General features: G+C 74.8%; 21 protein-coding genes. 11 read left to right on the top strand and 10 right to left on the bottom strand.

The annotated features are described in order from the left end of the window. The first annotated feature begins 68 nt into the window (after positions 1-68). Positions 69-923, top strand: coding sequence for a hypothetical protein (locus tag AMOR_RS06365; protein WP_248359768.1), 855 nt, complete (start codon positions 69-71; stop codon positions 921-923). 52 nt (positions 924-975) lie between these two features. Here the strand turns inward: AMOR_RS06365 and AMOR_RS06370 are convergent, their stop codons facing one another. From AMOR_RS06370 to AMOR_RS06380, 3 genes are all read right to left on the bottom strand, one after another. After that, complete coding sequence (locus AMOR_RS06370) at positions 976-1,743, bottom strand: metal ABC transporter permease (RefSeq protein ID WP_248359770.1); 768 nt, start codon at positions 1,741-1,743, stop codon at positions 976-978. Next, a complete protein-coding gene (locus AMOR_RS06375; RefSeq protein WP_248359772.1) occupies positions 1,733-2,428 on the bottom strand; it encodes a metal ABC transporter ATP-binding protein in 696 nt (231 codons plus the stop codon). The genes AMOR_RS06370 and AMOR_RS06375 overlap by 11 nt, the downstream gene beginning before the upstream one ends. An 80-nt stretch (positions 2,429-2,508) precedes the next feature. After that, complete coding sequence (locus AMOR_RS06380; protein ID WP_248359774.1) at positions 2,509-3,447, bottom strand: ribose-phosphate diphosphokinase; 939 nt, start codon at positions 3,445-3,447, stop codon at positions 2,509-2,511. A gap of 239 nt (positions 3,448-3,686) precedes the next feature. On the opposite strand from AMOR_RS06380, the gene ppsA reads away from it, so the two are divergent. The 6 genes from ppsA to AMOR_RS06410 all read left to right on the top strand — a co-directional run bounded on the left by ppsA (position 3,687) and on the right by AMOR_RS06410 (position 12,178). Further along, positions 3,687-6,122, top strand: coding sequence for a phosphoenolpyruvate synthase (ppsA, locus tag AMOR_RS06385; protein ID WP_248359776.1), 2,436 nt, complete (start codon positions 3,687-3,689; stop codon positions 6,120-6,122). 30 nt (positions 6,123-6,152) lie between these two features. After that, positions 6,153-6,863: a phosphoribosyltransferase family protein gene (locus tag AMOR_RS06390; RefSeq protein ID WP_248359778.1), complete on the top strand. Its 711-nt coding sequence runs from the start codon at positions 6,153-6,155 to the stop codon at positions 6,861-6,863. Positions 6,864-6,880: 17 nt separating this feature from the next. Then, positions 6,881-8,635 (top strand): DNA polymerase/3'-5' exonuclease PolX, encoded by a 1,755-nt coding sequence (gene polX, locus AMOR_RS06395; protein WP_248359780.1) that lies wholly within the window; start codon positions 6,881-6,883, stop codon positions 8,633-8,635. 95 nt (positions 8,636-8,730) lie between these two features. Further along, positions 8,731-9,165 carry a universal stress protein gene (locus AMOR_RS06400; RefSeq protein ID WP_248359781.1) on the top strand — a complete coding sequence of 145 codons (435 nt, stop codon included), beginning with the start codon at positions 8,731-8,733 and terminating at the stop codon, positions 9,163-9,165. A 35-nt stretch (positions 9,166-9,200) separates the two neighbouring features. Further along, positions 9,201-10,694: a metallophosphoesterase family protein gene (locus tag AMOR_RS06405; RefSeq protein WP_248359784.1), complete on the top strand. Its 1,494-nt coding sequence runs from the start codon at positions 9,201-9,203 to the stop codon at positions 10,692-10,694. Between the two features lie 107 nt (positions 10,695-10,801). After that, on the top strand, positions 10,802-12,178 hold the full coding sequence (locus tag AMOR_RS06410; protein ID WP_248359788.1) for an alpha/beta family hydrolase: 1,377 nt from the start codon (positions 10,802-10,804) through the stop codon (positions 12,176-12,178). A gap of 16 nt (positions 12,179-12,194) precedes the next feature. Here the strand turns inward: AMOR_RS06410 and AMOR_RS06415 are convergent, their stop codons facing one another. Beyond that, positions 12,195-13,493 carry a universal stress protein gene (locus tag AMOR_RS06415; protein WP_248359790.1) on the bottom strand — a complete coding sequence of 433 codons (1,299 nt, stop codon included), beginning with the start codon at positions 13,491-13,493 and terminating at the stop codon, positions 12,195-12,197. 354 nt (positions 13,494-13,847) lie between these two features. Between AMOR_RS06415 and AMOR_RS06420 the strand changes: the two genes are divergently transcribed. After that, on the top strand, positions 13,848-14,387 hold the full coding sequence (locus AMOR_RS06420; protein WP_248359792.1) for a pyridoxamine 5'-phosphate oxidase family protein: 540 nt from the start codon (positions 13,848-13,850) through the stop codon (positions 14,385-14,387). Here AMOR_RS06420 and AMOR_RS06425 read toward each other — a convergent pair. Then, positions 14,384-15,742: a nicotinate phosphoribosyltransferase gene (locus AMOR_RS06425; RefSeq protein WP_248359794.1), complete on the bottom strand. Its 1,359-nt coding sequence runs from the start codon at positions 15,740-15,742 to the stop codon at positions 14,384-14,386. The two genes, AMOR_RS06420 and AMOR_RS06425, sit on opposite strands and share 4 nt — an antisense overlap. A 167-nt stretch (positions 15,743-15,909) precedes the next feature. On the opposite strand from AMOR_RS06425, the gene AMOR_RS06430 reads away from it, so the two are divergent. Beyond that, positions 15,910-17,031: a site-2 protease family protein gene (locus tag AMOR_RS06430; protein WP_248359796.1), complete on the top strand. Its 1,122-nt coding sequence runs from the start codon at positions 15,910-15,912 to the stop codon at positions 17,029-17,031. Here AMOR_RS06430 and AMOR_RS06435 read toward each other — a convergent pair. Both AMOR_RS06435 and AMOR_RS06440 read right to left on the bottom strand, forming a co-directional pair. Continuing rightward, positions 17,015-17,245, bottom strand: a complete 231-nt coding sequence (locus AMOR_RS06435; RefSeq protein ID WP_248359798.1) for a hypothetical protein — start codon at positions 17,243-17,245, stop codon at positions 17,015-17,017. The genes AMOR_RS06430 and AMOR_RS06435 overlap by 17 nt on opposite strands. A 103-nt stretch (positions 17,246-17,348) precedes the next feature. Then, positions 17,349-17,753 (bottom strand): archease, encoded by a 405-nt coding sequence (locus tag AMOR_RS06440; protein ID WP_248359800.1) that lies wholly within the window; start codon positions 17,751-17,753, stop codon positions 17,349-17,351. A gap of 710 nt (positions 17,754-18,463) precedes the next feature. On the opposite strand from AMOR_RS06440, the gene AMOR_RS06445 reads away from it, so the two are divergent. After that, positions 18,464-19,054: an HPF/RaiA family ribosome-associated protein gene (locus AMOR_RS06445; RefSeq protein WP_248359803.1), complete on the top strand. Its 591-nt coding sequence runs from the start codon at positions 18,464-18,466 to the stop codon at positions 19,052-19,054. A gap of 44 nt (positions 19,055-19,098) precedes the next feature. Beyond that, positions 19,099-19,545, top strand: a complete 447-nt coding sequence (locus AMOR_RS06450; RefSeq protein ID WP_248359806.1) for a universal stress protein — start codon at positions 19,099-19,101, stop codon at positions 19,543-19,545. Between the two features lie 39 nt (positions 19,546-19,584). Here AMOR_RS06450 and AMOR_RS06455 read toward each other — a convergent pair whose 3' ends face one another. The 3 genes from AMOR_RS06455 to AMOR_RS06465 form a co-directional block, all read right to left on the bottom strand. Continuing rightward, positions 19,585-22,080, bottom strand: coding sequence for a hybrid sensor histidine kinase/response regulator (locus AMOR_RS06455; protein WP_248359809.1), 2,496 nt, complete (start codon positions 22,078-22,080; stop codon positions 19,585-19,587). A gap of 156 nt (positions 22,081-22,236) precedes the next feature. Continuing rightward, positions 22,237-24,657 (bottom strand): right-handed parallel beta-helix repeat-containing protein, encoded by a 2,421-nt coding sequence (locus tag AMOR_RS06460; protein WP_248359812.1) that lies wholly within the window; start codon positions 24,655-24,657, stop codon positions 22,237-22,239. A 249-nt stretch (positions 24,658-24,906) separates the two neighbouring features. Beyond that, positions 24,907-26,100 carry a glycosyltransferase family 4 protein gene (locus AMOR_RS06465; RefSeq protein ID WP_248359815.1) on the bottom strand — a complete coding sequence of 398 codons (1,194 nt, stop codon included), beginning with the start codon at positions 26,098-26,100 and terminating at the stop codon, positions 24,907-24,909. Positions 26,101-26,115: the final 15 nt, after the last annotated feature.

A 26,115-nucleotide genomic window follows, 5' to 3' on the forward strand; every position in this document is an offset into this window, starting at 1 on the left:
TTCCCACCGGGTGAGCGCCGGCAGAGCCGGCCCGGATGCGGCCTCGGAGCGCCGCGCGGAGCATCGAGATGAAAGAGCACCACGACCTGAAGCGAACCGGAGTCCCCGTCGCGGCGCTGTCGGCCGCGCTCCTGCTCGGGCTCGCGACCGCCTGCAGCGGCGGCGCGTCGTCCACCCAGTCCACCTCGGCCGCCGCCACCATCGCGTCCGCGACCTCCTCGACCGGCACGCTGCTCTGCGCCCCGGCGCAGGCGCAGGTCGACGCGTGCAGCGGCCTCGCCGCGGGCGCCGCGTGCACCCTCACGGCGCCGGACGGCGTGACCACCCGGGCCGGCACCTGCCGGACGACCGTCGATGGCGCCACCACGGCCTGCGCGCCGAACCCGCCCGGGCCGCCGCAGGAGCTGATCGACGCGTGCAGCGGGAGCGCGGTCGGCGCGTCGTGCCAGGTCTCCGCGCCCGACGGCGAGACCCGCACCGGCGTCTGCATGACGGCCCGGGACGGCACCACGGTCGTCTGCGGGCGCGCCATGGTGCCCCCGCAGCCGGCGATCGACGCCTGCGCGACGCTCGCCGTGGGCGACGCCTGCACGTTCACCTCGCTCGACGGCGCCCGCACCGTCGCGGGCGTCTGCAGCCTCGGCCCCGCCAGCACCGGCCCGCTCGCCTGCGCTCCGGCGCAGGAGCTCCGGCCCGGCGCGACGGCCGCCTGCGCCGGCCTCGCCGCCGGCGCTGCGTGCACCATGGGGATGCGCGGGATGATGTCCGGGACCTGCGTCGTGCCGGCCGCGGGCGGTGATGCGCTCTGCGTCCCCGCGTGCGCGGGCCTCGGCGGCGGCTTCGCCTGCGGCCCGGGCGGCGGCGGGCCCGGCCCGGGCGGCATGATGGACGGCGGGGGCATGGGCGGCATGGGCCCCCGGTAGCGACGGCTCCGCGCCGGCGCGGAGCCCTCGGGCTCCCGCCGGCGCAGCGCGGTCACGGCTCGCGGCGCCGCAGCAGGCTCACGAAGAAGAACGCCGCCGCGACCGTGATGATGACCGGCCCGGTCGGGCGATGGAGGCGAGCGGCGAGGGCGTCGCCGAGGACGGTCGACGCCACGGCGAGCCCCACCGCGATCCCGAGCATCTCCGGGAGCCGCCGCGCGAGGTACTTCGCGGTCGCCGCGGGGATGATGATGAGGGAACCCATGAGCAGCACGCCGAGGTACCGCAGCCCGAGCCCCACGGTGAGCGCGAACGCGAGCAGGTAGAGGAGGTCGAGGCGCGCCACGTCGATCCCCGCCGTCCGGGCCATGTCCGCGGAGACGAGCGCGAGCACGAGGCGGTGCCTTTGCAGGACGACGAACGCGATCACCGCGGCCGCGCCCAGGAGCCCCAGGGCCACCTCCCAGCCGCCGAGCTGCCCGGGCGAGCCGAGCAGGGCGTCGATGAGCTCCTCGCCCGACGCGAGCAGCGCGCCCAGTGCGAGCGCCGTCGAGAACACCACGCCGATCACCGTCTCGGTCGACATCCGCGTCTTGTGCTCGAGCCCCCAGACGAGCAGCGTCCCGAGGAACAGCATGGCGACGCCGCCCAGCACGGGGTGGACGTGGAACGCGATGGCGACGCCGATGCCGGGGAGCGCCACGTGCGAGATCGCGTCCGAGGCGAGCGTCATCCGGCGCATGACCGCGAAGCAGCCGACGAGGCCGGCGGCCGCGGCCATGCTCACGGAGAGCGCGACGGCCTCGGGGCTAGCGGTCATGGAGGTGGAACTTCACCGGGGTCCCGTACATCTCGGCGATGGTCTCGGGCGTCAGCACCTCCTTCGGCGAGCCGAAGCAGGGACGGCCACGGCCCAGGCAGAGCACCTCGGTCGCGTACCGGTACACGAGGCTGAGCTCGTGCGAGACGAGGATGAGCGTGAGCCGCTCCCGCGCCTGGACGCGGTGGATCGTCTCGTACAGCTGCTCCTGGCCGGGCTCGTCGACCCCGGCGGTCGGCTCGTCGAAGAGCAGGACCGTCGGCCGGCCGACGAGCGCGAACGCGAGGAGCAGCCGCTGGAACTGGCCGCCGGAGAGGACGCCGATCGGCTTGCGCGCGACGTCCGCGGCCAGCTCGACGAGCTCGCGCGCCCGCGTGACGTCCTGCGCCGGCGCCCGCGCCACCGCCGCCTTCGCCCGCAGGAAGTCCTCCCCGGTGATCGGCAGGTCGCGCTCGATGTCGAGCTTCTGCGGGACGTAGCCGGTCCGGGTCCCCGGCGCCCAGCGGATGGTGCCGCGGTGGGGGACCGCGCCGATGAGCGCGCGCAGGAGCACCGTCTTCCCGGAGCCGTTCGGCCCGATGATCGCGAGCGTGGTCCCCTCGGCAACGGCGAACCCGACGTCCCGGAGGACCTCGGTCCTCCCGAAGCTCACGCCGACGTGCGCGACCTCGACGACGGTGCCCACCTCACGAGGGTACGGCGCCGCGGCGATGCGCCACAACGGCGCAGACGGGCCCGCGCCCGCCGGCCGCATCGGCGCGAGCCCTAGCGTGGCGAGAGGAGCTCGTTCAGCCCCCGCGCGCCGACGATCCGCCGGATGGCCTCCGCGAGGAGCGGCGCGAGCCCGACGATCTCCACCTGCGGCGCGCCGCCCGCGGCGGGAGGCAGGCTGTCCGTCGCCAGGACGCGCGTCACGTCGGGCCGGAGGATCCGCTCCAGGCCCGCGCCCGAGAAGAGCCCGTGCGTCGTGGCGACGACGGCCTCGCCCAGGGCGCCGTGCGCGACGAGCGCGTCGAGGGCCGCCTGCACCGTCGCGCCGGTCGAGATCATGTCGTCGACGATGATCGGCCGCTTGCCGGCGACGTCGCCGACCACGCGCTGGACGCTCACCTGCGCCGCCGAGACCCGCGACTTCGAGACGAGCGCGAGCGGGAGCCCGAGGTGTCGCGCGTAGGCCTCCGCCAGCTTCACGGCGCCGAGGTCCGGCGCGACGACGACCGAGTCCGCGCGCACGTGGGGCCGCAGCGCGCCGGCGACGAGCGGCTCGGCGGTGAGGTGCGCGACGGGCGCGTCGATGCAGGAGGCGATCACCGCGCTGTGGAGGTCCACGGCGACCACCAGCGAGAACGCGGCCGTCCCGAGCGCCCGGGCCAGGACCTTGGCTCCGAGCGGCTGCCCCTCCCGCGTCACCCGGTCCTGCCGCGCGAACGCGACGTACGGCACGACCGCGGCGACGGAGGCCGCGCCCGCGCGATGGCACGCGTCGGCGAGGAGGAGCAGCTCCAGGAGCTGATCGCCGGCGCTGCGCCCGAGCGGCTGGACGACGAAGACCGGCTGCCCCCGGACGTTGGCCTGGACCTCGACCTCCTGCTCACCGTCCGGGAAACGCCCGCGGTGGCAGGGCGCGAGCTCGCAGCCGAGCGCACGCGCGAGGTCCTCGGCGAGCGCCGGGTGGGCGGACCCGGACACGATGACGGGCCTCATGCTGCCTCCCCGATCGACTCGAAAGCACGGTCGAGCCGAGGCTACGCCCGTCGCGGCGACCGGACGCAGGAGCAGATGGGGCGAGGCCTCCGGGTCTGCTCCCCGGCGCGCGCGGGCAAGGCGGCGGCGGCCCGGCCTCCCGGCGGTGACGCCGACGGGGACCATCCTCCGAAGCTCCCCGCGTGGCCGGCCGGGGCGTCGAGCGCGGGGTCTACGATCCGGCCGATCGGGAGGGATCCATGACCGGCGACGCGCGGTTCATCCGGTGGTTCGAGGAGATCGGGCTCGACGACGTCCCGCTCGTGGGCGGGAAGACGGCCTCGCTCGGCGAGCTGTACCGGGAGCTCACGCAGGAGGGCGTGCGCGTGCCGAACGGGTTCGCGATCACCGCGCCGGCGTACCGGTACGTGCTCGAGGCGGGCGGGCTCCTCCCGCGCCTGCAGCAGGAGCTCGCGGGGCTGGACAAGCACGACCTCCAGGACTTCGCGGAGCGTGGGCGGAGGGCGCGGGCGCTCGTTTACGAGACGCCGCTGCCGCCCGACCTCGCGGAGCAGATCACGACCGCGTACGGCCGGCTCTGCGCGACGTACGGCGCGGACACGGACGTCGCCGTGCGCAGCAGCGCGACGGCGGAGGACCTGCCCGGCGTCTCCTTCGCGGGCCAGCACGAGACGTACCTGAACGTCCGCGGCGTCGGCCACCTGCTCGACGCCTGCCGACGTTGCTTCGCCTCGCTGTTCACGGATCGCGCCATCTCCTACCGGATCGATCAGGGCTTCGATCACCTGCGCGTGTCGCTCTCGATCGCCGTCCAGAAGATGGTGCGCTCCGACCTGGCGGCGGCCGGCGTCGTGTTCACGCTCGACACGGAGACCGGCTTCCGCGACGTCGTGTTCATCACCGGATCGTACGGCCTCGGCGAGAACGTCGTGCAGGGCGCCGTCGGTCCCGACGAGTTCTACGTCTTCAAGCCGACCCTCGTCACGGGGCGCCGGCCCATCATCCGACGCAAGCTCGGCGACAAGAAGATCAAGCTCATCTACGGGAGCGGGACGAGCAAGGTCCTGACGCGCAACGTCGAGGTCCCGAAGCAGGATCGGCGGCGCTTCTGCCTCGGCGACGACGAGGTGCTCGAGCTCGCGCGCGCCTCGGTCGCCATCGAGCGGCACTACTCGCGGCGGGCGGGCCGGGACCAGCCCATGGACATCGAGTGGGCGAAGGACGGGGTGACCGGAGAGATCTTCGTGGTCCAGGCGCGGCCGGAGACGGTGCAGTCGCAGCGGAGCGTCGAATCCTTCGAGGTCTACCGGCTCGAGGGCACCGGGCCCGTGCTGGCGCGCGGCACGAGCGTGGGCGAGAAGATCGCGAGCGGCACGGCGCGCGTCATCACCGACGTGAGCCGGCTGTCGGAGTTCCGGCCGGGCGAGATCCTCGTCGCCGACACCACGACGCCGGACTGGGAGCCGATCATGAAGACGGCCGCCGGCATCGTCACGAACCGCGGCGGCCGGACCTGTCACGCGGCCATCGTGAGCCGCGAGCTCGGGATCCCGTCGGTCGTGGGCACCGGGGACGGCACCGAGCGGCTCCGCGCCTCCCCGGCGATCACGATCTCGTGCGCCGAGGGGGAGATCGGGAAGATCTACGCGGGGGCGATCCCGTTCCGCGTCGAGCGGATCGCCGTCGGCGCCCTCGCGCGGCCTCGGACGCACGTGATGATGAACCTCGGCAACCCCGAGGAGGCCTTCTCCCTGTGCCGGATCCCGAACGACGGCGTGGGGCTCGCGCGCATGGAGTTCATCATCGGCAACCACATCAAGGTGCACCCCATGGCGCTCGTCCACCCCGAGCGCGTGGCGGACGACGCCGAGCGGCGGCAGATCGAGGAGCTGACCTTCGGCTACGCCGACGGCGAGGCGTACTTCGTCGAGCGGCTGTCCGAGGGGATCGGCACGATCGCGGCCGCCTTCTACCCGAAGCCGGTGGTGGTCCGGCTCTCGGACTTCAAGACCAACGAGTACGCGCGGCTCGTGGGCGGCAAGGCGTTCGAGCCGGCGGAGGAGAACCCGATGATCGGGTTCCGCGGCGCCTCCCGGTACTACGACGACCGCTATCGCGAGGGCTTCGCCCTCGAGTGCCGCGCGCTCCTCCGCGTCCGCGAGGACATGGGCCTCGGCAACGTGATCCCGATGGTCCCGTTCTGCCGGACCGTCGGCGAGGGCGAGAAGGTGCTCGCGGAGATGGCGAGGAACGGCCTCCGCCGCGGCGAGCACGGCCTCCAGATCTACGTGATGGCGGAGATCCCGAACAACGCGGTGCTCATCGACGAGTTCAGCCGGCTGTTCGACGGGTTCTCCATCGGCTCCAACGATCTCACGCAGCTCACGCTCGGCGTGGATCGGGACTCGGCCCTGGTCGCGCACGTGTTCGACGAGCGCGACCCCGGCGTGAAGTGGCTCGTCGCGCGGGTCATCGAGGGCGCGCGGCGGAACGGGCGTCACAGCGGGATCTGCGGCCAGGCGCCGAGCGACTACCCGGAGTTCGCGGACTTCGTGGTCGCGGCGGGCATCGACTCGATCTCGCTCAACCCGGACACGGTGCTGAAGACCACCGTGCGGCTCCTCGAGCGGGAGCGGGCCTCCGCGCCGCGCGCCGTCGAGGCCGTGCACGCGTGAGCGACCGCGGTCGCTCGGAGGGAGGTCGCCGTGAGGTTCCGCGATCGAGAGGAAGGCGGCCACCTGCTCGCCAGGGAGCTCGAGGCCTTCCGGGGCGAGCGGCCCATCGTGCTCGCGCTCCCGCCCGGCGGCGTCCCCGTCGCGTGCGAGATCGCGATCGAGCTCGGGGCGGACCTCGCGGTGCTGCTCGTGCGGAGGGACGGGACCGTGGAGCGCATCGGAGGGCCGCCGCCGGGGGCCGTCCTCGGCAAGCGGGAGCTCGAGACCGGACGGGACGCGTGCGCGCTGCGCGCGCTCGCCGAGCGGCAGCCGGCGGCGCTCGCGGGACGGCTCCGGGAAGCCCGCGCCGGGCGGGCCACGGCCGCGCTCCGGGGCGCCACGGCGATCCTGGTGGACGACCTCGTCGCCACCGGCGAGCGCGTCCGCGCGGCCGCGCTGATCGCACGGAAGCGCGGCGCCGCGAAGGTCGTCGTCGCCGCCCCGGTGATCGCGCGCGGCGCCGAGCGCGTCGTCGGCTCCGCCGCCGACGTGATCGCGTGTCTGTACTCCGTCCCCGGCGTCCCCTCGATCCGCGAGTGGTACGAGCGCATCGAGCACGTCTCCGACGAGGACGTCGTGTCGTACCTCGACCGCGCCTTGCGCGCCCGCACGCCGGCCGGGCTCGAGGGCGAGCTCTGGAACGGTGAGTGGATCGGTCCGGAGCCTCGCGAGGAGCCCGAGCGCCGGCGCGGCGGGGCCTGAGCCCCGGCGGAGGCGACATGGAGAACGCCGAGATCGCGCGGGTCCTCTCGGAGATCGCGGACCTCCTGGAGCTGACGGGCGGAAACCCGTTCAAGGTCCGCGCCTACCGGCGCGCCGCCCAGGTGATCGACGTCCACCCGTCGCCGGTGGCGCCGCTCTGGCGCGCGGGCGGTCTCGCGGAGCTGCCCGGGATCGGCGAGCACATCGCGGAGAAGATCGGCGAGCTCGTCGACACCGGCGAGTGCCGCGAGCACGCCCGCCTCGCGACCCAGGTTCCCCCGGGCGTGCTGGAGATGCTGTCGCTCGAGGGCGTGGGGCCGAAGACGGTCGCGGCGGTCTGGAAGGGCCTCGGGGTTTCGGACCTCGCAGGGCTCGAGGCCGCGTGCCGCTCCGGCCGGGTCCTCGAGGCGCCCCGGGTCGGCGCGGTCCGCGCCGCCGCGATCCTCGCCGCCATCGAGCGCCACCGGGGCCGCGCCGGCCGCATGCCGCTCCACCGCGCGCTCGAGCACGCCGACGCGATCCTGGCCCGCCTCCGGCAGGTGCCGGGGGTGTCTCGCGCGGAGGCCGCGGGGAGCCTGCGGCGCCGGAAGGAGACGGTGGGCGACATCGATCTGCTCGTGGCGTCCGCGGACGCCGGGCCCGTGGTGCGGGCGTTCACGCGCCTCCCGGGCGTGGCGGCCGCGCTCGCGGAGGGTCCCACGAAGGCTTCGGTGCGCCTGCGCGCGGGGATCCAGGTGGACCTTCGCGTGCTCCCGCCCGAGTCGTTCGGCGCCGCGCTCCACTACTTCACGGGCAGCAAGACGCACAACATCGCGCTCAGGACCCGCGCGATGAAGCTCGGCCTCAAGGTGTCCGAGTACGGCGTGTTCGATCGCGCGGGGCGCCGCGTGGGCGGGGCGGCCGAGGAGGACGTCTTCCGCGCCGTCGGGCTCCCCTTCATCCCGCCGGAGCTGCGCGAGGGCGCGGGCGAGATCGAGGCGGCCGAGGCGAACGCGCTCCCCAGGCTCGTCGAGGAGTCGGACCTCCTCGGCGACCTGCACGTGCACTCGCGCGCCTCGAGCGACGGACGATCCGAGCTGGAGGAGCTCGCGGCGCGTGGCCGCGCGCTCGGGCGGCGCTACCTCGCGGTGACCGACCACTCGCGCGCGCGCCCCCTCGGGCTCGACGGGCCCCACCTCGAGGCGCACGCCGCGGCGGTCCGGGCGCTGGACGCGCGGCTCGGGGGGCGCCCGCGCCTCCTCGCAGGCGTGGAGGTGGACGTGCTGCCCACGGGCGAGCTCGATCTGCCGCTCGACGTGCTCCGGGGTCTCGACTGCGTCGTCGCCGCCGTCCACTCGCGCCTCGCGGATCCGGCGCCGCGGATGACGGAACGGATCGTCCGCGCGCTCCGCTCCGGCGCCGTCCACGTCCTCGCGCACCCGACGGGGCGTGCGCTCGGGTCTCGCGACCCGTCCGCGCTCGACCTGGGCCGCGTCCTCTCCGTCGCGCGAGAGGAGGGCGTCGCGCTCGAGGTGAACGCGATGCCCGAGCGTCTCGACCTCGGCGACGTCGGCTGCCGAGCCGCGCGGGCAGCCGGGGTGCCGGTGGTCATCTCGTCCGACGCGCACGAGGCGAGCCAGCTCGAGAACCTTCGCCATGGCGTCTGGGTCGCGCGCCGCGGCTGGCTCGAGGCGAAGGACGTCCTGAACACGCTGCCGCCGGACGAGCTGCAGCGGAGACTCCGCCGCCGCACCGCGCGGACGCGGACGCGGACGGCGACGACCACTCCGTGATGCCCGGCCGCAGTCCGGACGGCCTACCCGTTTGGTCGACCGCCCTCGCCCGCGGATGGGAGCACGATCGGGTCGTCTGAGAGGAAGGGGGAACCATGGGCCCGTTCAAGCACGTCCTGGCCGCCACGGACTTCAGCGAGGCCTCGGGCCGCGCGCTCGAGATCGCCGTGGCGATCGCCCGGGAGCCGGGCGTGGCGCTCACCGTGATGAACACGTGCGAGATCCCGGCGTACCCGGAGACGGCCGCGCCGATGGATCTCATCACGCCGCTCGCCGATGCGGCGTCGGAGCGACTGGCCGAGCTGATGCACTCGATCCGCGACGTCTGCCCGGCGGCGCGGAGCGCCGTCCGGATCGGCGCGGCCTGGGAGCAGATCCTCGCGGCGGCGGCCGAGAGCGGCGCGGACCTCATCGTGATGGGTACCCACGGCCGCCGCGGGTTCGCGCATGCGATCATCGGGAGCGTCGCCGAGCGCGTCGTCCGCCTGTCGCCCGTCCCGGTGCTGACGGTGAGATCCCGCCTGCGGTGACGTCGCCCGCCGGCCGCGACGCGGAGAGGATCGACGTGACCGGTGCCGGACGCGAGAGGCCGCGCGACCTCGTGGTCGTGTCCGACCTGCACCTCGGGCGCGGCAAGAACCCGCGGCTCAAGCGCTGGTACCGCCTCGAGGCGTTCTTCTACGACGACGACTTCCACGCGTTCTGCGAGTGGCTCTGCCGCGACGCGGCCACGCGCGGGCTGCGCTTCGCCCTGGTCCTGAACGGCGACTCCCTCGACCTCCTGCGGATCGAGCCCGAGCCCGCACCCGGCGGCGGGGCGCTCGAGCGGCGCTTCGGCCCGACCGTCACGCCCGCCGTCGCCGCGCGGATGGTGCGGGACATCCTCGGCGGACATCCCGCGTTCGCGGACGCGCTGGCGGTGGTGCTGGCGGCCGGGCACGAGGTGATCTTCCTCCCGGGGAACCACGACCTCGAGGTGCAGTGGGCGCCGGTGCAGGACACGCTGCGCGGCGCGATCGCGGAGCGACTCGCCGCGCGCGGCGCACCGTCCGACGCGCTGGCGCGCCTCGGCTTCGAGCCCTGGTTCCTGTACGAGCCGGGCCGGATCTGGATCGAGCACGGCTGCCAGTACGATCCGGAGGGGGCGTTCCGGTTCCCGCTGCGCCGCCGCCTCGGCGACTCGCCCGGAGCGGAGGCGCTCATCGCGCGCGACGTGCCGTTCGGCAACTTCTTCCAGAAGTACCTCTACAACGGGTTCGGCCCGATCAACTTCATCGTCCCGTCGAGCCGCGCGAACTACCGCTACTTCCGCTTCCTGCTCGCGAACCGGCCCCGGCTGCTCTTCTCCGTCGCCCGGAGCCACGGGCCGTTCCTGGTGCAGCTGCTCCGGCGGCTCGCGCGCGCGCCCGCGAGCGGCTGGCACCGCGAGGCCGAGCAAGGTCATGCCGAGGAGCTGGCCGAGCTGGCGGCGCGCACCGGCGTCGGGACGCGCCTCCAGGAGATCGACGCGCTCAAGTCGTCGGGCGCCGACGCGGCGCGGGTCACGAGCGGCATGCTCCGGCAGACGATGAAGCTCGCCGCCGGCGGCGCGCTCGTCACGCTCGCCGCGATGTTCGTCTGGGCGGCCGCGTGGCGGGCCGTCGACTCGCTGATCATGGGCTTCGGGTGGAAGGCCCTCGTCTCGCTGGCGCTCTACGTCGTCTTCGGGGCGATCGGGGTCGCGGCGCTGGTCGCGGCCGCGCTGCGAACGCAGTCGGAGGAGCCCCCGCCGTCCCTCGAGGCCGCGGCGGAGCGGATCGCGAACATCGCCGAGGTGCCGCTCGTCGTGTTCGGACACACCCACGACGAGGGTGTCGACCGGCTCCGCGCGAGCGGCGACGCCTGGTACTTCAACACCGGGACCTGGATCGCGCTCTTCTCGGACGATCTCCTGCTCCCGCGCGAGCGCGTCCAGTACACGTTCCTCCGGGTGAGCGGCCGGGACGCCGAGCTCTTGCAGTGGAGCCCGGGGCGGGGGCGCCCGATCCCGGTGGTGCTGCTCGAGGGGAACGGCGGGTAGGAGCCCGGCACGCGTCCTGCCTCGTCCGCGGCTCTCCGGAAGCCCGGTTGGAACGCCGCGCACCCGGCGCCGATGCTGGATCGGTCGGGTGGGCGATCGGAGGGATCATGATGTTTCGGGACAGGACGCAGGCGGGGCGGTTGCTCGCGGACGCGCTCGAGCCGTGGCGGACGCCGCGACCGGTCGTGCTGGGGCTCACGCGCGGAGGGGTGCCGGTCGCCGTGGAGGTGGCCCGCCGGCTCGGCGCCGAGCTCGACGTGCTCGTCGTGCGGAAGCTCGGGGCGCCGGGGCAGCCGGAGTACGCCGTCGGCGCCATCGCCGAGGGCGGGGCCGTCTACGTGAGCGGCGAGGCGCTGAGGGACCTCGGCCTCGGGGACGAGTGGGTGGCGGCGGCCTCGGAGCGCGAGACGATGGAGCTGGGGCGCCGCGTCCGCGCCTACCGGGGCGGCCGACCGCTGGTGGACCTCTCCGGGCGCACGGTCCTCGTGGTGGACGATGGCGTCGCGACGGGCGCCACCGCGCGGGCGGCGGCCCGGGCCGCGCGGCTGAACGGCGCGGCGCGCGTCGTGCTCGCGACGCCGGTCATCGCGGCGTTGACCGAGCCGGAGCTCCGCCCCGAGTTCGACGACATCGTCGCCGTCGAGCGGCCGGAGGCGTTCTTCGCCGTCGGCCAGTGGTACGAGCGCTTCGGCCAGGTGTCCGACGACGAGGTGATCGCGGCCCTGCGGCGGGGCCGCGGCGAGGTCGGCCCCGGCGAGCTGGCCGAGGCTGCCCATGCGGATCCGGATCCCGAGGAGGAGACCCTGGTGATCCCCTTCGAGGATTCCCGGCTCGGGCCGGGCGAGCTCGACGCCGACCTGGTCGTACCGGAGGACGCGAAGGGGCTCGTGCTGTTCGTGCACGGGAGCGGCTCGACGCGGCAGAGCCCGCGGAACCGGTTCGTGGCGCGCACGCTCCAGGAGGCGGGGCTCGCGACGGTGCTCTTCGATCTGCTCACGCCGGACGAGGCGGCGGAGGACGCGGTCACGCGCGAGCTCCGCTTCGACATCCGGCTCCTCACGTCCCGGGTCGTCGCCGCTGCGCGCTGGGTCTCCGAGCTGCCTCGCACCCGCGCCGCCCTCCCGCTCGCCTTCTTCGGCGCGAGCACCGGCGCGGCCGCCGCCCTCGCCGCCGCCGCGGCGCTCCCGGAGCGCGTCGCCGCCGTCGTATCGCGCGGCGGCCGTCCCGATCTCGTGGACGTCGAGACCCTCCGGAGGGTCCGCGCGCCCGTCCTGCTCGTCGTCGGCGGCCGCGACCCGGAGGTGCTGCGCCTCAACCGCGGCGTCGTCCCGCACCTCGGCGCGGCCGAGCTCGTCGTCGTCCCGGGCGCGACGCACCTGTTCGAGGAGCCCGGCGCGCTCGGCGCGGTCGCGGAGCTGGCGGCGCGCTGGCTCGCGCGCCATTGCTGCGGTCGCCCTGCGACGGCCGCCGCGCCGCTCGCATGACCTCGCGGGTGCCGGCTCACGCCGGCGGAGGACGGAGCACGAGCACCGGCTTCCGGGTCTCCGCCAGCAGCTCGAGCACCGTCGAGACCCGGAGGCGCGCCAGCCCCTGGTGACGCGAGGTCACGCAGATGACCTCGGCCCCGAGCCGCTCGGCGAGGTCGCGGATGGCCGTCACCACCTGGCCGTGGACGACCTCCACCTCCGCGGAGATCCCGCGGTCGGCCGCGTCGGGCGGCACGAGGCTCCGCAGGTGCTCCGCGACGGCAGCGTCATCGCGCAGGCGCGCCTCGGAGGTCTCGCGCGGCGGCAGCACGTGCAGCACGTGCACCACGCCGCCGCGGGGCAGGAGCGCGAACGCGAACGGGACGGCCACGGCGGACTCCGGCGTCAGATCCGTCGCGACGAGCACGCGGCGCACCCGGTCCGTCCGCTCGGGCACGATGCCCTCCGAGGGCGTCGGGACGACGGCGACGGCGGTCGGCGTCAGGCGGAGGACCGCGGTCGACACCGACCAGAGCCGGGCCGGACCGCGGCGGTGGTGCGTCCCGAGAACGAGGAGATCCGCGCGCTCCTGCCGCGCGAGCGCGACGAGCGGGTCGGCGACGGGCCCCGCGCCCGCGGGCAGCAGCCGGATCGTGTGCGACCCGAACCCGGGGAACGGACCGACGAGCGTGCCCATGTCCCGCGCGAGCAGGCGCTCCGCCTCCAGGACGTCGCGCTCCGGCGCGCCCTCGAGCCCGTACCGGTCCAGCAACGCGCGCTCGTCGTGGACGTGCGCGAACACGACGTCGCACGGCCCCGCGGCGGCGAGGGAGCGCGTCCAGCGGATCGCCGCGGCCGCGCTCACGCTCTCGTCCACGCCGACCACGACGCGCAGCGCCCGCTCCCCTCGCGCCCAGGCCTCGAACGGCGCCGCGTCGCGGACGACGAGGACCGGCACCGGCGCCTCGAACGCGATCCGCTCGGACGTGCCGCCCACGCGGAACCTCGACGAGTCCCCGCGGCCCTTCGACGAGACCACGATGAGCGTCGCGTGCTCGGCGCGGGCGAGCGAGGCGAGCGCGTCGTGCGGGCTCCCCTCGAGCACGGCATGGCGCACGACGACGCCGCCTGGCGCCGGCGCGGTCTCCTGGTCGAGGCGGTCGCGGACGGCGGTCTCCAGCTGCTCCCGGGCCTGCGCGTCGAGGAGCGCGAACGACTCGCCCACGACGTGCGCGATCCAGAGCGGCCGCTGCGTCGCGGCGGCGATCGCCGCGGCGGCGGCGATGCCGGGGCGCGAACGCTCCGAGAGATCGGTCCCGCAGATGACGGTCATGGCGCCCTCCGCCGTCGATCGCTGCGACCTCCGGCCGCGCGCGTACCGCGGTCCGGGCCGCGCGGATCGAGACGCTCCATGATCGCAGCGGCGCCCGGCTCTCCCCCGAGGATTGCGGGGCGCTCCGGAAGGCGCGCCTCGCGGGGCGACCGCGGGATCGCACGGGCGCCAGCGCGGTCGCCTCCTCGACCGGACCGGCACCGGAGCTCCGTCGTGCGCGCGGGCGCGCCGTGCGACGAACGCCGCACCCCGGTTGGCCGGCGGCGAGCGCGTCACCACCCGGGGTAGCGTCTGACGGACGTGGGAGACAGGTCGCCGCGAGGCGCTGCGCCGTCCACCTCGGGGGAGGTTCCGATGAACCGGGAATCGAAGCGGCTCGTGCTGGATCTGCTCGCGGCCGGCGAGGTCATGACGCTCGCGACGATCCGGCCGGACGGGTACCCGCAGGCGACCACCGTCGCGTACGCGAACGACGGGCTCACGCTGTACTTCGCGTGCGACCGGGGGTGCCAGAAGCTCCGGAACCTCGCGCGGTCGGGGAAGGTGTCGCTCACGATCAACCGCGAGGAGCGGGACTGGAAGCGCATCCAGGGGCTCTCGATGGGCGCGGACGCGGAGCTCGCGGGTCCAGCCGAGCGCCGGCGCGCCCTGGCGCTCCTGGCTCGCAAGTTCCCGCCGATGAGCACCCTCACCGCGGCCGAGCTCGCAGCCTCCGCCGTGGTGAAGGTCACGCCGAAGGTGATCTCCCTCATCGACTACACGAAGGGCTTCGGGCACTCGGAGCTCATCGACCTGAGCGCCGGCAGAGCGCCGCGCCGCCGCGTGCGGGTCGCCGCCGCCGCAGCACCGCACGGCCGAGGCCGGGGCAGCCTCCGGGTGACCGCCGAACGCTAACGGCGGAGGAGCTCCGCGGCGACCGCGTCGCGCCAGGCGGCGAGGGTCGCGCTCACCTCCACGGGATAGGCCGGATCCGCCGGCTCGAGCACCCGGATCCGCGGGGGGAGGAGGTCGCGCTCCGCGCGCGCGTACGCCCGCACCGCGTCGAGGCGCGTCGGCGGCGCGACGCGCGTGCCGCCTCGCATCACCACCGAGAGCAGTGGCCGGCCGGGCAGCGCCTCGTCGTGAACCGCGATCACGTCACCCTCGGCACGGCCGTCCCGCTCTCGCCGGAAGACCTGCTTCCGGCCCGGCAGGAGCGCCTTGCCGGTCGAGAGCTTGATCCGGCCGCGGCCCGCGTACGACACGAGCTTGTACGCCATGTCCAGGCTCGGCGCGTCCTCCGACACGCCCATCGCCGTGCCCACGCCGAACGCGGCGATGGGCGCCCCCTCGCGAACGAGCCGCGCGATGACGTCCTCGTCGAGGCCGCCGCTCGCGAAGATCGCGACATGGGGGAGGCCGGCCTCGTCGAGGACCCGGCGCGCCTCGCGGGAGAGCTCCAGCAGGTCGCCGGAGTCGAGCCGGACGCCGCGGACCTGGAACGCCGGCCCGAGCTCGCGCGAGAGCGCCACCACGTCCCGCACGCCACCGAGCGTGTCGTACGTGTCCACCAGCAGGATCGTCCGGGGGTAGATGCGCGCGAACGCCCGGAACGCCTCGAGCTGCGTCGCGTGGACCTGGACGAAGCTGTGCGCCATCGTCCCGGCGACCGGCATCCCGTGGAGGAGGCCGGCGAGGAGGTTCGACGTCGAGTCGATCCCCGCGACGTACGCCGCCCGCGCGACCTTGATGCCCGCGTCCGCGCCCGGCATGCGGCGGACCCCGAAGTCGACCACCGTCCTCCCGGCCGCGGCGGTCACGATCCGCGCCGCCTTGGACGCCGCGACCGTCTGGACGTGCACCTGGTTCATCAGCGCGGTCTCGACGAGCTGCGCGTGCGGGAGCGGCGCCACGACCTCGAGGAGGGGCTCGCCGCCGAAGACGGGCGTCCCCTCGGGGACGGCGTGGACGTCACCCGCGAAGCGGAACGCGGCGAGCCAGTCGAGCAGCCGCGGCGAGAACAGCCGGAGGGAGCGGAGGTAGTCGAGCGCCTCCGGCGTGAAGCGCAGGCCTTCCAGCAAGGACAGCACGTCGTCGAGCCCGCACGCGACGAGGTAGTTCCGCCGCCTCGGCAGCCGGCGGACGAACAGGCTGAAGACCGCCTCCTCCTCGAGCCCCTCCGCCAGGTACGCGTCGATCATCGTGAGCTCGTAAAGATCCGTGAGCAGCGCGACGTTGCCGTCGTCCACCCATCTGCCTGCGACCGTCATCCGCATTCCTCCGCCGCACCCGGAGCGACGTGCGCGATGCTGGACGCCCTCCGGGGGCGCCCCGGTTCGCCGCGCGCATCCCCCGCGGCTTCGACGGATGCTCGGGTCGGGCGCGGCGTCGGGCCGGGCCCGCGTGCGAGGCGATGGGCTCGAGGACGACCTTCCGCGTGGCGACCATCGGCGGGATCCCGATCCGGATCCACGTGACGTTCCTCATCGTCCTCCCGTTCCTCGCGTTCTCGTTCGGCCAGAGCTTCGTGGGCGCCGCGCGGCTCGCCGGCATCCCGCCGGAGCGCCTCGGCGGTCCACCGTGGGCGTGGGGCCTCGCGCTCGCGGTGGCGCTCTTCGCCTCGGTGCTGGTCCACGAGCTCGCCCACTCCCTCTACGCCGTCCGCCGGGGCGGCAAGGTCCGCGGCATCACCCTGCTCATGATCGGCGGCGTCTCGGAGCTCGCGGCACCTCCGCGGAGCGAGGCGCTGATGGCGCTCGCCGGGCCGGCGACGAGCCTGGCGCTCGGCGGCGCGTTCATCGGCGTCGCGCGGCTGTTCCGGGGCGAGCTCCCGAACGTGAGCTTCGCCGTCTTCTACCTCGGGCAGCTCAACCTCTGGCTGGGCGCGTTCAACCTCCTGCCCGCGTTTCCGATGGACGGCGGCCGGGTGCTCCGGGGCGCGCTGACGCGAAGGATGGGGCCGGTCCGCGCCACGCGCATCGCCGCGAGGTTCGGCCGCGGCTTCGCCGTCGTGTTCGCCATGCTCGGCTTCCTGACGGCCAACGTCCTGCTCCTGCTCGTCTCGTTCGTCGTCTACGCCGGGGCGGAAGGAGAGGCCCGCGACGTGGAGCTCCGCGCCGCGCTGGGCGACCTGCGGGTCGGCGACGTCGCGAGCCCGCTCACGAGCGAGCTCGGGGCCGGCGACACGCTCCTCGCCGTCGCCGACCGCATGCGCCGCGAGCGGAGGACGGCGTACCCGGTCGTCGGCGAAGGACGCGTCGTGGGCATCGTCACCGCGCACGCCGTGAGGCGCGTCCCCGCGGAGCGGCGCGGGGACGTCCTCGCGGGAGAGGTCGCGCGGGAGGCGACCCTCGCCGCCGCGAGCGACAGGGTCGTGGACGCGCTCCACGTCCTCGGACGGCCCGGCGCACCCGAGCTCGTCGTCGTCGTCGACGGCGGGCGGCCGGTCGGCACGCTGTCGCAGCTCGACGTCGAGCGGGCGATCGAGCTCCGCGAGCTCGAGCCTCCACCGGTCGCTGGAGCGGCCCCGCACGATGCGCCCTTCACCAGGCGTGCGTGAGCATGCCGAGCGCCATCCAGAGCGCCACGGCGATGCCGATCACGCCGACCACGAGGCGGAGGCGCACGGCGCGGAGCTCCCGCCCCGCCGCCGGGCGGTGAGCGGCCATGCTGCCGGCCAGCCCGTCCCACAGCAGGACGGCGGACGCGATCACCACGAACACGGCGATGGCGCCTGCGAGGATGCGGCTCAAGGTCGAGGCCGCGGCGAGCACGCCTGGATTGTCCTCCCGTGGGGCGACGGGAGCGTCGCCCACGGCGGGGTGGCCCCGACGCCGCCCGGGGCGCGCGCGGGCCGCCCCTCCACGGCGACCCGGTTCAGACCTGCAGCACCACGCTCGCCCGGACGGTCCCGTCACGCGGCGTGATGGACGGCTCCCGGAACGTGATGGCCTCGACCGGCTCTCGCGCGCGCGTCACGAGGGAACCCCGCACGTTCGCGACGATCCGACCCTCGGAGAGGTAGACGATGTCGTGCTCGGAGATCCGGGCCCCGGCGTGCTCCGACCGGAGCACCAGCTGCCGTACCCACTCCCCGAGCAGCGCCTCGCGGTCCGGCGCCGCGATCGCGACCTCCTCGCTCCAGGCTGCGCCGGCGCCGTCCGACGCGCGCCCGAAGACCTCCGCGGCAGCGCGGCCAGCCTCGACGAAGAGCTCCGGGATCGAGGGGGCGAGCACGGAGATGCGCCGGCGCCCGGGGGTCTCCTCGACCGAATGGCTCACCCGCGGCTCGGGCCGCGGCCGTGGCGGCGAGATCGTGTCGGGGCGAGGACGGTCGTCGGTCGGTCCGTCCGGGGCGGTCACCGCCGGCGGGGGCGCGGGCTCCGCCGCCGGGCCCGGGGCTCGAGGCGCCCACGCCCTGGCGTCCGCCCAGCGACGCCGCCGCTGGAACCGCAGGCACTGCGTGCAGGTCCAGCTGGTCCAGTCGCCTCGCGCCGCGAGGGCCAGGCATGCGTCGTAACGCCGACAACCCAGGAACCGGTGGTCCTCGACCCGCTCTTCCGTGAGTTGCTCGAACAATGGAGCGGGACCGAGCGCGCGCACGACCACCTCCGAGCATCCGGTTGACGCAATGATCGCGCCGGGAGGAGGTTCGCCACGATTCGAGCCTTCCCCGGCCATTGCATCCCCCTCCGTCGCGAGAACCCTGCGCGGTCGCGCGTCGAGCCGGCAAGGCGTGCGCAGGCTGCCGCCCTTGCCCCCGCCCCGGCGCCGCTCCAGCGCGCGGGCCACGTACCCCGGCGGAGGCGAGCGAGCACGTGACCGCGCGCGCTGGCGCGGCCCCGGGAGAGAGCCTGGTGACGAGCGCGTGGGCGGGCGCCCGCCCCGGCCGCGGGACGCGCTCTCGGCCGGGCACCACCCTCCGGAGTTCCCCGGGTGACGCGGCGGAGCGTCCCGCGCCCGACGCTACGATCTCCTCGCGGGAGGTGACCATGGAGACTCCGCTGCAGCTCACCTGGATCCACGTCGACCCATCCGAAGCGGTCGAGGCGCTGGTCCGCAAGGAGATGGCGCGCATCGAGCGGTTCCACGCGCGGATCACGGGGTGCGCGGTCACGCTCGAGGCGCCGAGCGTGCACCACCGTCACAGCGGGACGCAGTACCGCGTCCGCATCGAGCTGACGTTGCCGCACGGGAAGGTCGTGGTCGGACGCGATCCGCCGAAGAGCCGGATGCACGCGGACCTGTACGCCGCCGTCAAGACCGCGTTCCGGGAGGCGCTCCGGCAGCTCGAGGACCACGTTCGCCGCATCGACGGCCGCGTGAAGAGGCACGCGCCCGCAGCGCGCGCCGTCGTCGATCGGCTGTTCGCGGCGGAGGGATACGGCTTCCTCCGCACGCCCGACGGCCGCGAGATCTACTTCAACGCGCGGAGCGTGCTCCACGGCGGGTTCGCCCGGCTGCAGGTCGGGAGCGCCGTCCGGTTCGCGGAGGAGCTCGGCGACGAGGGTCCGCAGGCGAGCACGGTCTCCCCGGTGCGGCGGCGCCTGCAGCGCGGCGGCCTCCGGGCGGCGGGCACGTGACGAGCGCCGGCGGCCCCGGCGGTGCGAGCGCGGAAGGACGGATCATGACGACCTGGAAGCGGATCTGCTGTCCGATCGACTTCTCGCGGGAGTCCCGCGCGGCGCTCGAGGCGGCGGCGGACCTGGCCCGGAGGTTCGAGGCAGGTCTCGCCGTGGTGCACGTTCGCGACCCCGGCGACCGCGGGGACGCGGCCGAGATGCTCGCGACGCGCGACGTCCTCGAGGGCGCTCCCGTCGAGACCGAGCGGCAGCTCGCCGCCTGGGCGGACGCCGCGGAGCGGCGCTCCTCGACCGCGGTCCAGTCCGCGCTGCTCGCCGGGGACCCCGCCCAGGAGATCGTCCGCTTCGCTCGCCAGTCCGCGGTCGACGTGATCGTCGTCGGTACCCACGCCCGTTCGGATCGGGACCGGCTGGTCCTCGGCTCCGTCGCGGCCGCCGTGGTGCGCGAGGCGCCGTGCACGGTCGTGGTCGTCCGCGATCGCGCGGCGTGACCCCGCAGGCTCCGGCGGGTCCCGGCTCCGGCCGCGAGGCTACGCGCGTGCGCGGCGCGCCTCGGGCCGGACCGCGGCCGAGAGCGTCCGCTCCAGCTCGTCGGCCGTGTACGGCTTCTGCAGGAAGCTCACGCCGGCCTCCGCGCGCAGCGCCTCGAGATCGGAGCCCGCGCTGAATCCCGACGCGACGATGATCGGGAGCCGCGGGGTCACCGCGCGGAGCCGCGCCACGAGCTCCCGCCCGGTCATGTCCGGCATCATCATGTCGACGATGGCGAGGTCGATGTCGCCCGGCCTCGCGAGGTACCGCTCGAGGGCCTCTCGACCGCCGTCGCACTCGACCACGTCGTGGCCGCCGGTCCGGAGGAGCAGCCCCAGCGAGCGGCGCACGTTCGGCTCGTCGTCCGCGAGGAGCACCCGGAGACCGCCGAGCGGAGCGCCGGGGGCGGGCCGCACCTCGGGCGTCGCCGCGGAGATCGCGACCCCACCGGCCGCGGGCACGAGCAGCGTCACGGCCGTTCCGCGCCCCGGCGTGCTCTCGATGGTGACGGCGCCGCGGTGCGCCTTCATCGTCCCGTACACCTCGGCGAGCCCGAGCCCGGAGCCCTTCCCGACCGCCTTCGTCGTGAAGAACGGCTCGAACACGTGCGCGCGGACCTCGGAGCTCATGCCGACGCCCGTGTCCTCGACGCAGAGCTCCACGTGCGGCCCGGGCGCGAGGTCGAAGGGGAGCGCCGCGCAGCCCGCCGCGTCCAGCTCGGCCCGCCCCGTCCGGAACGTGAGGGTGCCGCCGCGGGGCATGGCGTCGCACGCGTTCAGCGCGACGTTCAGGAGCGCCGAGTGCAGGCGGTCCGGATCGCCGCGCACGATCGCCGGCACGCCGGCCCGGTCGACGCACAGCACGATCCGCTTGTCCACGCTCCGCGAGAGCAGCGCCACCACGTCGTCCACGACGGCGTCGAGGTCGAGGACCACCGCGCTCGGCGGCTCGGTCCGCCCGAACGCGAGGAGCTGGCGCGTGAGCCCGGCCGAGCGCAGGGACGCGTCGCGCACGCTCTCGGCCACCTCGCGCAGGGCCGGCTGGCGCGCCAGCGCGTCGCGCAGGTGCTCGGCGCCGCTCAGGATGCCCGTGAGCTGGTTGTTGAAGTCGTGCGCGACGCCCCCGGCGAGTCGGCCGATGGCCTCGAGCTTCTCGGAGTGCCTGAGCCGCTCCTCGACGCTGCGCCGCTCCGTGATGTCGCGCCCGACGCCGATGATCTCGACGACGCGCCCCGACGCGTCGAGGACCGCCGTGTCCGCCCACGCGAACCAGCGCCAGCCCTGGGCCGTGAGGGCGCGCTGCTCCATGTAGGCCGCATGTGGCGGGCGGTAGAGCGCCTCCATCGCGCGCGCCGTCGCCTCGCGATCCTCGTCGTGGACGAGCGGCATGAAGGTGTTGCCGAGCAGCTCCGCCTCGGTCTTGCCGAAGATCCGGCAGTAGCTCGGGCTCACGAAGATGAACCGGCCCTCCAGGTCGACCTTCACCACGAGGTCGGTCTGGTTCTCGACGAGCAGCCGGTAGTTCTCCTCGCTCCGGCGCAGCGCCTCCTCCCCGCGCCGCCGGTCCTCGACGACGCTCGCCATGAAGAGCTCGGTCAGGAAGGCGATGGCGCAGAACAGCTGCGCGGAGATGACGCCCTGCGTGGCAGTCGGCGCGTCCGCGAAGATGCCGCGTCCGGTGACGGTCGCGGAGAGCGCGACGAGCGTCATGACCAGCCCGATGCCCGTCGCGTCCCGGATCCCGAAGCGCAGCGCCGCCCACACGAGCAGCGGCAGGAGGAACTCGTCCGGAAACGCACCGCCCGGGCGGAGGACGAAGACGAGGCCCGACCCGATCGCGAACAGGACGGTGAAGGCGAGCCGCTCGAGCGTGCCGGCCCGGGCCCGCACGACCTGGGGGCTCTCGGCCTCGGACCACGCGAGCAGCACGGACCCGACGGTGAGCATGCCGAGCGCCGAGCCGGCCCACAGGCTCGCCCAGATCCGGGGGAGCGGATCGCCGTAGAGCGAGGAGAGCGCCACCGCGGGAAGGCTCGCCGCGCAGCCGGTCGCGAGGAGCGGCCCGGCCACCACGAACGCCAGCACATGGGCCGCGCTGACGAGGCGCGGGCGACCTCCGCAGAGCCGCTCGGTGAGCCACGCGCCGCCGAGGGCGGCGACGACGTTCGAGGCGGCGAACGCCGCCACGACGCGCGGCGCCTGGCCGACCGCGACGTTGAAGGCCGCAGCCGGCAGGCCGGCGGCGACCAGGACCGCCACCCAATGGCGGCGCTCCGTCAGGAGGAGCGCCGCCAGGAGGAGCCCCGCCGCCGGCCAGAAGAGCGCGACGTGGCTGGGCCCGGGTGTCAGCGCGAGGCCAGCCCGGCCGAGCGCGAAGGTCGCCAGCGCGAGGAGGAGCAGGCCCGCCCAGGGGGGCAGCCCGAGCCAGGCACCGGCGAGCCCTCGACGCGGTGGGACGTTGTTCTGCGGCTCGGGGCGGGGTGAGACGTCTTCCATGGTTCGCGGGACAGGTCGCGCAGCCGGTCCGACGCCCGCCCCTGCGGGGCATTCTACCTCGGAGCGGCCAAAGGCCCCATGCGCCCCCCAGACGCGAAAGCACCCCGGCCGAGCGAGCGGCCGGGGTGCGGGACCCGGGCGGAGCCGGGCGAAGCGTCAGGGGTTCAGGCTCTTCGTGACGCCGTTGTAGGTGTTCCCGCTGATGATCGCGCTCGGGCACGAGGTCACCTTCACGGGGTACGTGGACGGGCCGTTCCAGACGTTGTTCGTGAGCTTCAGACCCTGCACTCCCGAGAAGAGGTCGCCGCCGTTCGCCCCGGAGCTCGGCGAGATCCGGTTCCCGTCGATCGTGAAGTTGCTCGCGCTCGTGATCTGCGCGAGGGCGTTCAGAGCCACGGCGCCGCCGTTCCCCTGGTAGGTGTTGTTGGTGATGCTGACGTCCTGCCAGGGCCCGGTGCCGTTCGGCTTGAGGAAGAACCGGCTCGCCTTGGCGGTGTTCCCAGTCACCGTCACGCCGCCGCTCGCGACGTTCGCCGTCGTCGAGTAGAGCATGATCGCGTTCCCGATCGGCACGTCGAACTGGTTGTTCGAGATCTGGACGTTCTGGTCCACGTCGTACGCGTTCGGGTTCGGCTCGAGGTCGATGGCGGCGACGTAGTTGTTCGACTTCGCCATCGTGTTGCCGTCGATGACGAGGCCGTTCACCGAGATCACCGCGACGGTGCAGCGGCGCGGCCCCGACATCTGGTTCTTCTGGATCAGGATGTTCGAGGACTGCGCGTGGTTGGTGGGGCCGGCCCCGACGTAGACGTTGTCGCCGTAGGGGCGCTCGAGGACGTTGTTCTCCACGGTGACGTTCTGCGAGCCGCGGATGGCGATGAGGTGCGAGTGCTCGCCCGCCGTGCCGGTGCCATCGTACTGACCGTTCAGGTGCAGGCCGGAGAACACGATGGGCGTCGTGCCGGTGTAGTCCTGGACGAGGAAGATCGTCTTCCCGTCGCTGCCGTCCGCGCCGTACATCCGGATCTCGGGGTTGTTCACGCCCGTGACCGACGCGTACACCCGGACCTGCCCGGTGAGGCGGTAGTGCGCGGACGTGGCCGGCACGACCAGCGGCTTCTTCGTGTTCGCGGCGCTGGTGAACGCGGCGGTGTCGTCGGTCACGCCGTCTCCCACGGCGCCGTAGGTCCGGACGTCCACCCCGGTGGGCGTCGGCGCGGCGGCGGTCACGGTGATCGTCGCGGTCGCCTTCCGGGTCGGATCGGCGTGGCTCGTGGCGACGGCGTGGAACGTGCCGGCGGTCAGCGGGGCGGTGTAGAGGCCGCTCGCGTTCACGGTGCCGCCCGCGGCGCCCTCCTGGACCGACCAGGTGACGGCGAGGTCCGTCGAGCCGGTGACGGTCGCCTTCAGCTGGACCGTGCCGCCGCCCGCGATCGTGGCGGTCGACGGGGAGACGGCGACGGCGACGGGGGCCGGCGCAGGCGCCGTCACGGTGATCGTGGAGACGGCGGTCTTCGACGGGTCCGCGTGGCTCGTGGCGACCGCGTGGTAGGTCCCCGCCGCGGCGGGCGCGGTATAGAGGCCCGAGGCGCTGATGGTGCCGCCGGCGGCGCCCTCCTGCACGGACCAGGTGACCGCGACGTCGGGCGATCCCGTGACCGCGGCCGAGAGCTGGACGGTGCCGCCGGACGCGACGGTCGTGCTGGCCGGGCTCACCGCGATCAGGATCGGCGCCGGCGGCGGGGCCGTGACCGTCACGGTGGCGGTGGCGGTCTTCGAGGCGTCGGCGTTGCTCGTCACGAGCACGTGGTAGGTGCCCGCGGCCGAGGGCGCGCTGTACAGCCCGGTCCCGCTCACCGAGCCTCCGGAGGCGCCCTCCACGACCGACCAGCTCACGCCGACGTTGGTCGTGCCGTTGACGGCGGCGGTGAACTGCGCGTTCGCGCCGGCGACGACGGACGCCGACGCGGGCGCCACGGTGACGGCGACCGGGTCCCCGGGCGCCGCGGCGGTGACGGTCACGGTGGCGGTGTCGGTCCGGTTCGGATCGGAGACGCTCGTCGCGACCACGTGGTACGTCCCGGCCGCGCTCGGCGCCGTGTAGGTGCCGTCCGAGGTGATGGATCCGCCCGCGGCGCCCTCGGCGATCGACCAGGTGAGGGACGTGTCCCAGCCGCCGGTCACGATCGCGTCGAAGACGATCGAGCCCCCGGCCGAGACCGTCGCCGCCTGCGGCGTGACCGCGACGCTCTGGACGTGCCTGCGCCGGACGCGGACCTCGGCGGTCTGCGTCGAGGCGAGCGCGGAGCGGGTGGCGAGCACGTGGAACGTGCCCTCGACCGCGGGCGCAGTGTACTCGCCGTCGGCGCTGATCGTGCCGCCGTCGGACTCCCGCACCGACCACACGGTCTCGTCGGCGCCGGCGGAGGCGTTGAACTTCACGCGGTCGCCGGGCTCGACGGACGTGGAGGCCGGATCGACCTGGTTACTGGTGGCCCGGTCGGCGCCGCAGGCGGAGAGCACCGCGAGCGCCAGGGCTGTGAAGACGTCGAGACGACGGATGCGGACGTGGAGCATGCGACCCTTTCCGGAGGAGGAGCGGGGCCGGGATTGCGCTGGAGCAATTCCGACGGACCCGCGCACTTGACCCGCGAACACGTGTCACCGAGTTGCGGGACACCCGGACTCGACCACGGCGAGGAGTGGGGAAGAAAGGATCAGGGTCCGTCAGGAGCGCACACCGGACGGACGGTCCGGCCGCGCCTCGACGGGCGACGGCGGCGCAGGCTCAGGCTCAGGCGGCGATGCGGGACGGCGCCGCGCTCGTCAGGTGCGGTCGAGGACGCCGCGCGACGGAGCGGCGGCGGGCACCGCAGGGCCGCCGGCGCGGGCCGCCGCGAGCAGCTGGCAGTACTCCGCTGCGAGCGCGTGCCGGAGCGGCTCCGGCTGGAACTCGGCCATCACCCAGCGCCGCGCCGCCGCGCCGTGCCGGGCGCGCAGCTCCGGATCCGCGAGGTAACGCGCGAGCGCGGCGGCGAGCGCGGCGGCGTCGCGCGGCGGCACGAGCGTCCCCGTCTCACCGTCCCTCACCGCGTCGGTGCAGCCGGGGACGCGGCTCGCGACGATGGGCACGCCCATGGCGGCGGCCTCGAGCGCGACGTTCGAGAAGCCCTCGCGATAGGTCGGCAGGGCCACCACGTCGACGGCGCCGTACACCGCGGGGACCTCCGGAAATGGCACGCCGCCGACGACGTGAACGCGGGGATCCGACCGGAGCGCCGCCTCGAGGCCGGCCGGCAGCGGGTCGGTCGCGTCCTCCTGCCCCACGAGCAGCAGCCGGACCCGCGGCTCTCGCTCGCGCACCACGCGCCAGGCGTTCGAGAGCTCCACGATCCCCTTCTCGCGGACGAGCCGCCCCAGGAACCCGACGACGAGGGCGTCCGCGGGGATCCCGTGCCGCTCCCGCACGGCGCGCCGGGCGGCCACGTCGACGGGGCGGAACCGGCCGCGCGCGTCCACCCCGTTCCCGCTCCCGGACAGCAGCACCGCGATCTTTTCCGGGGGGCAGAGCCCCTCCGCGATCGCGAGCGCTCGCATCGAGTTGCTCACCGCGAGCACCCGGTGCGCGAGCGTGCACGAGAGCCGCTCGGCGAGCCAGAGGAGGCGTCGCCGGAGGCCCGTGGCGGTGACGAGGGGCAGGCCGCGGATGTGGTAGATGCGGACGGGCGTGCCGGCGAGGGCCGCCGCGATCATCCCCACGAGCCCGCCCTTCGGCGTGTGCGCGTGGACGATCTGCGGGCGGATGGCGCGCAACGTCCGCCAGGTCCGCCACACGGAGCGGAGGTCCTGCACCGGCGTGATCCGCCGGGTCATCGGCACCGCGTGCACGACCACGCCCTCCGCCTCGCCGAAGCAGCGGAGCTCCGGGCCGGGCGCCGAGATCGCGTGGACCTCGAGCCCGGTGGCGCGCACGACGGCGGCCTGCCCGGAGAGGAACCCGAGCGACTCGGCCACCGTCATGACGTGGACCACCGC

Source organism: Anaeromyxobacter oryzae (assembly GCF_023169945.1).
GTDB classification, from domain to species: Bacteria; Myxococcota; Myxococcia; order Myxococcales; family Anaeromyxobacteraceae; genus Anaeromyxobacter; species Anaeromyxobacter oryzae.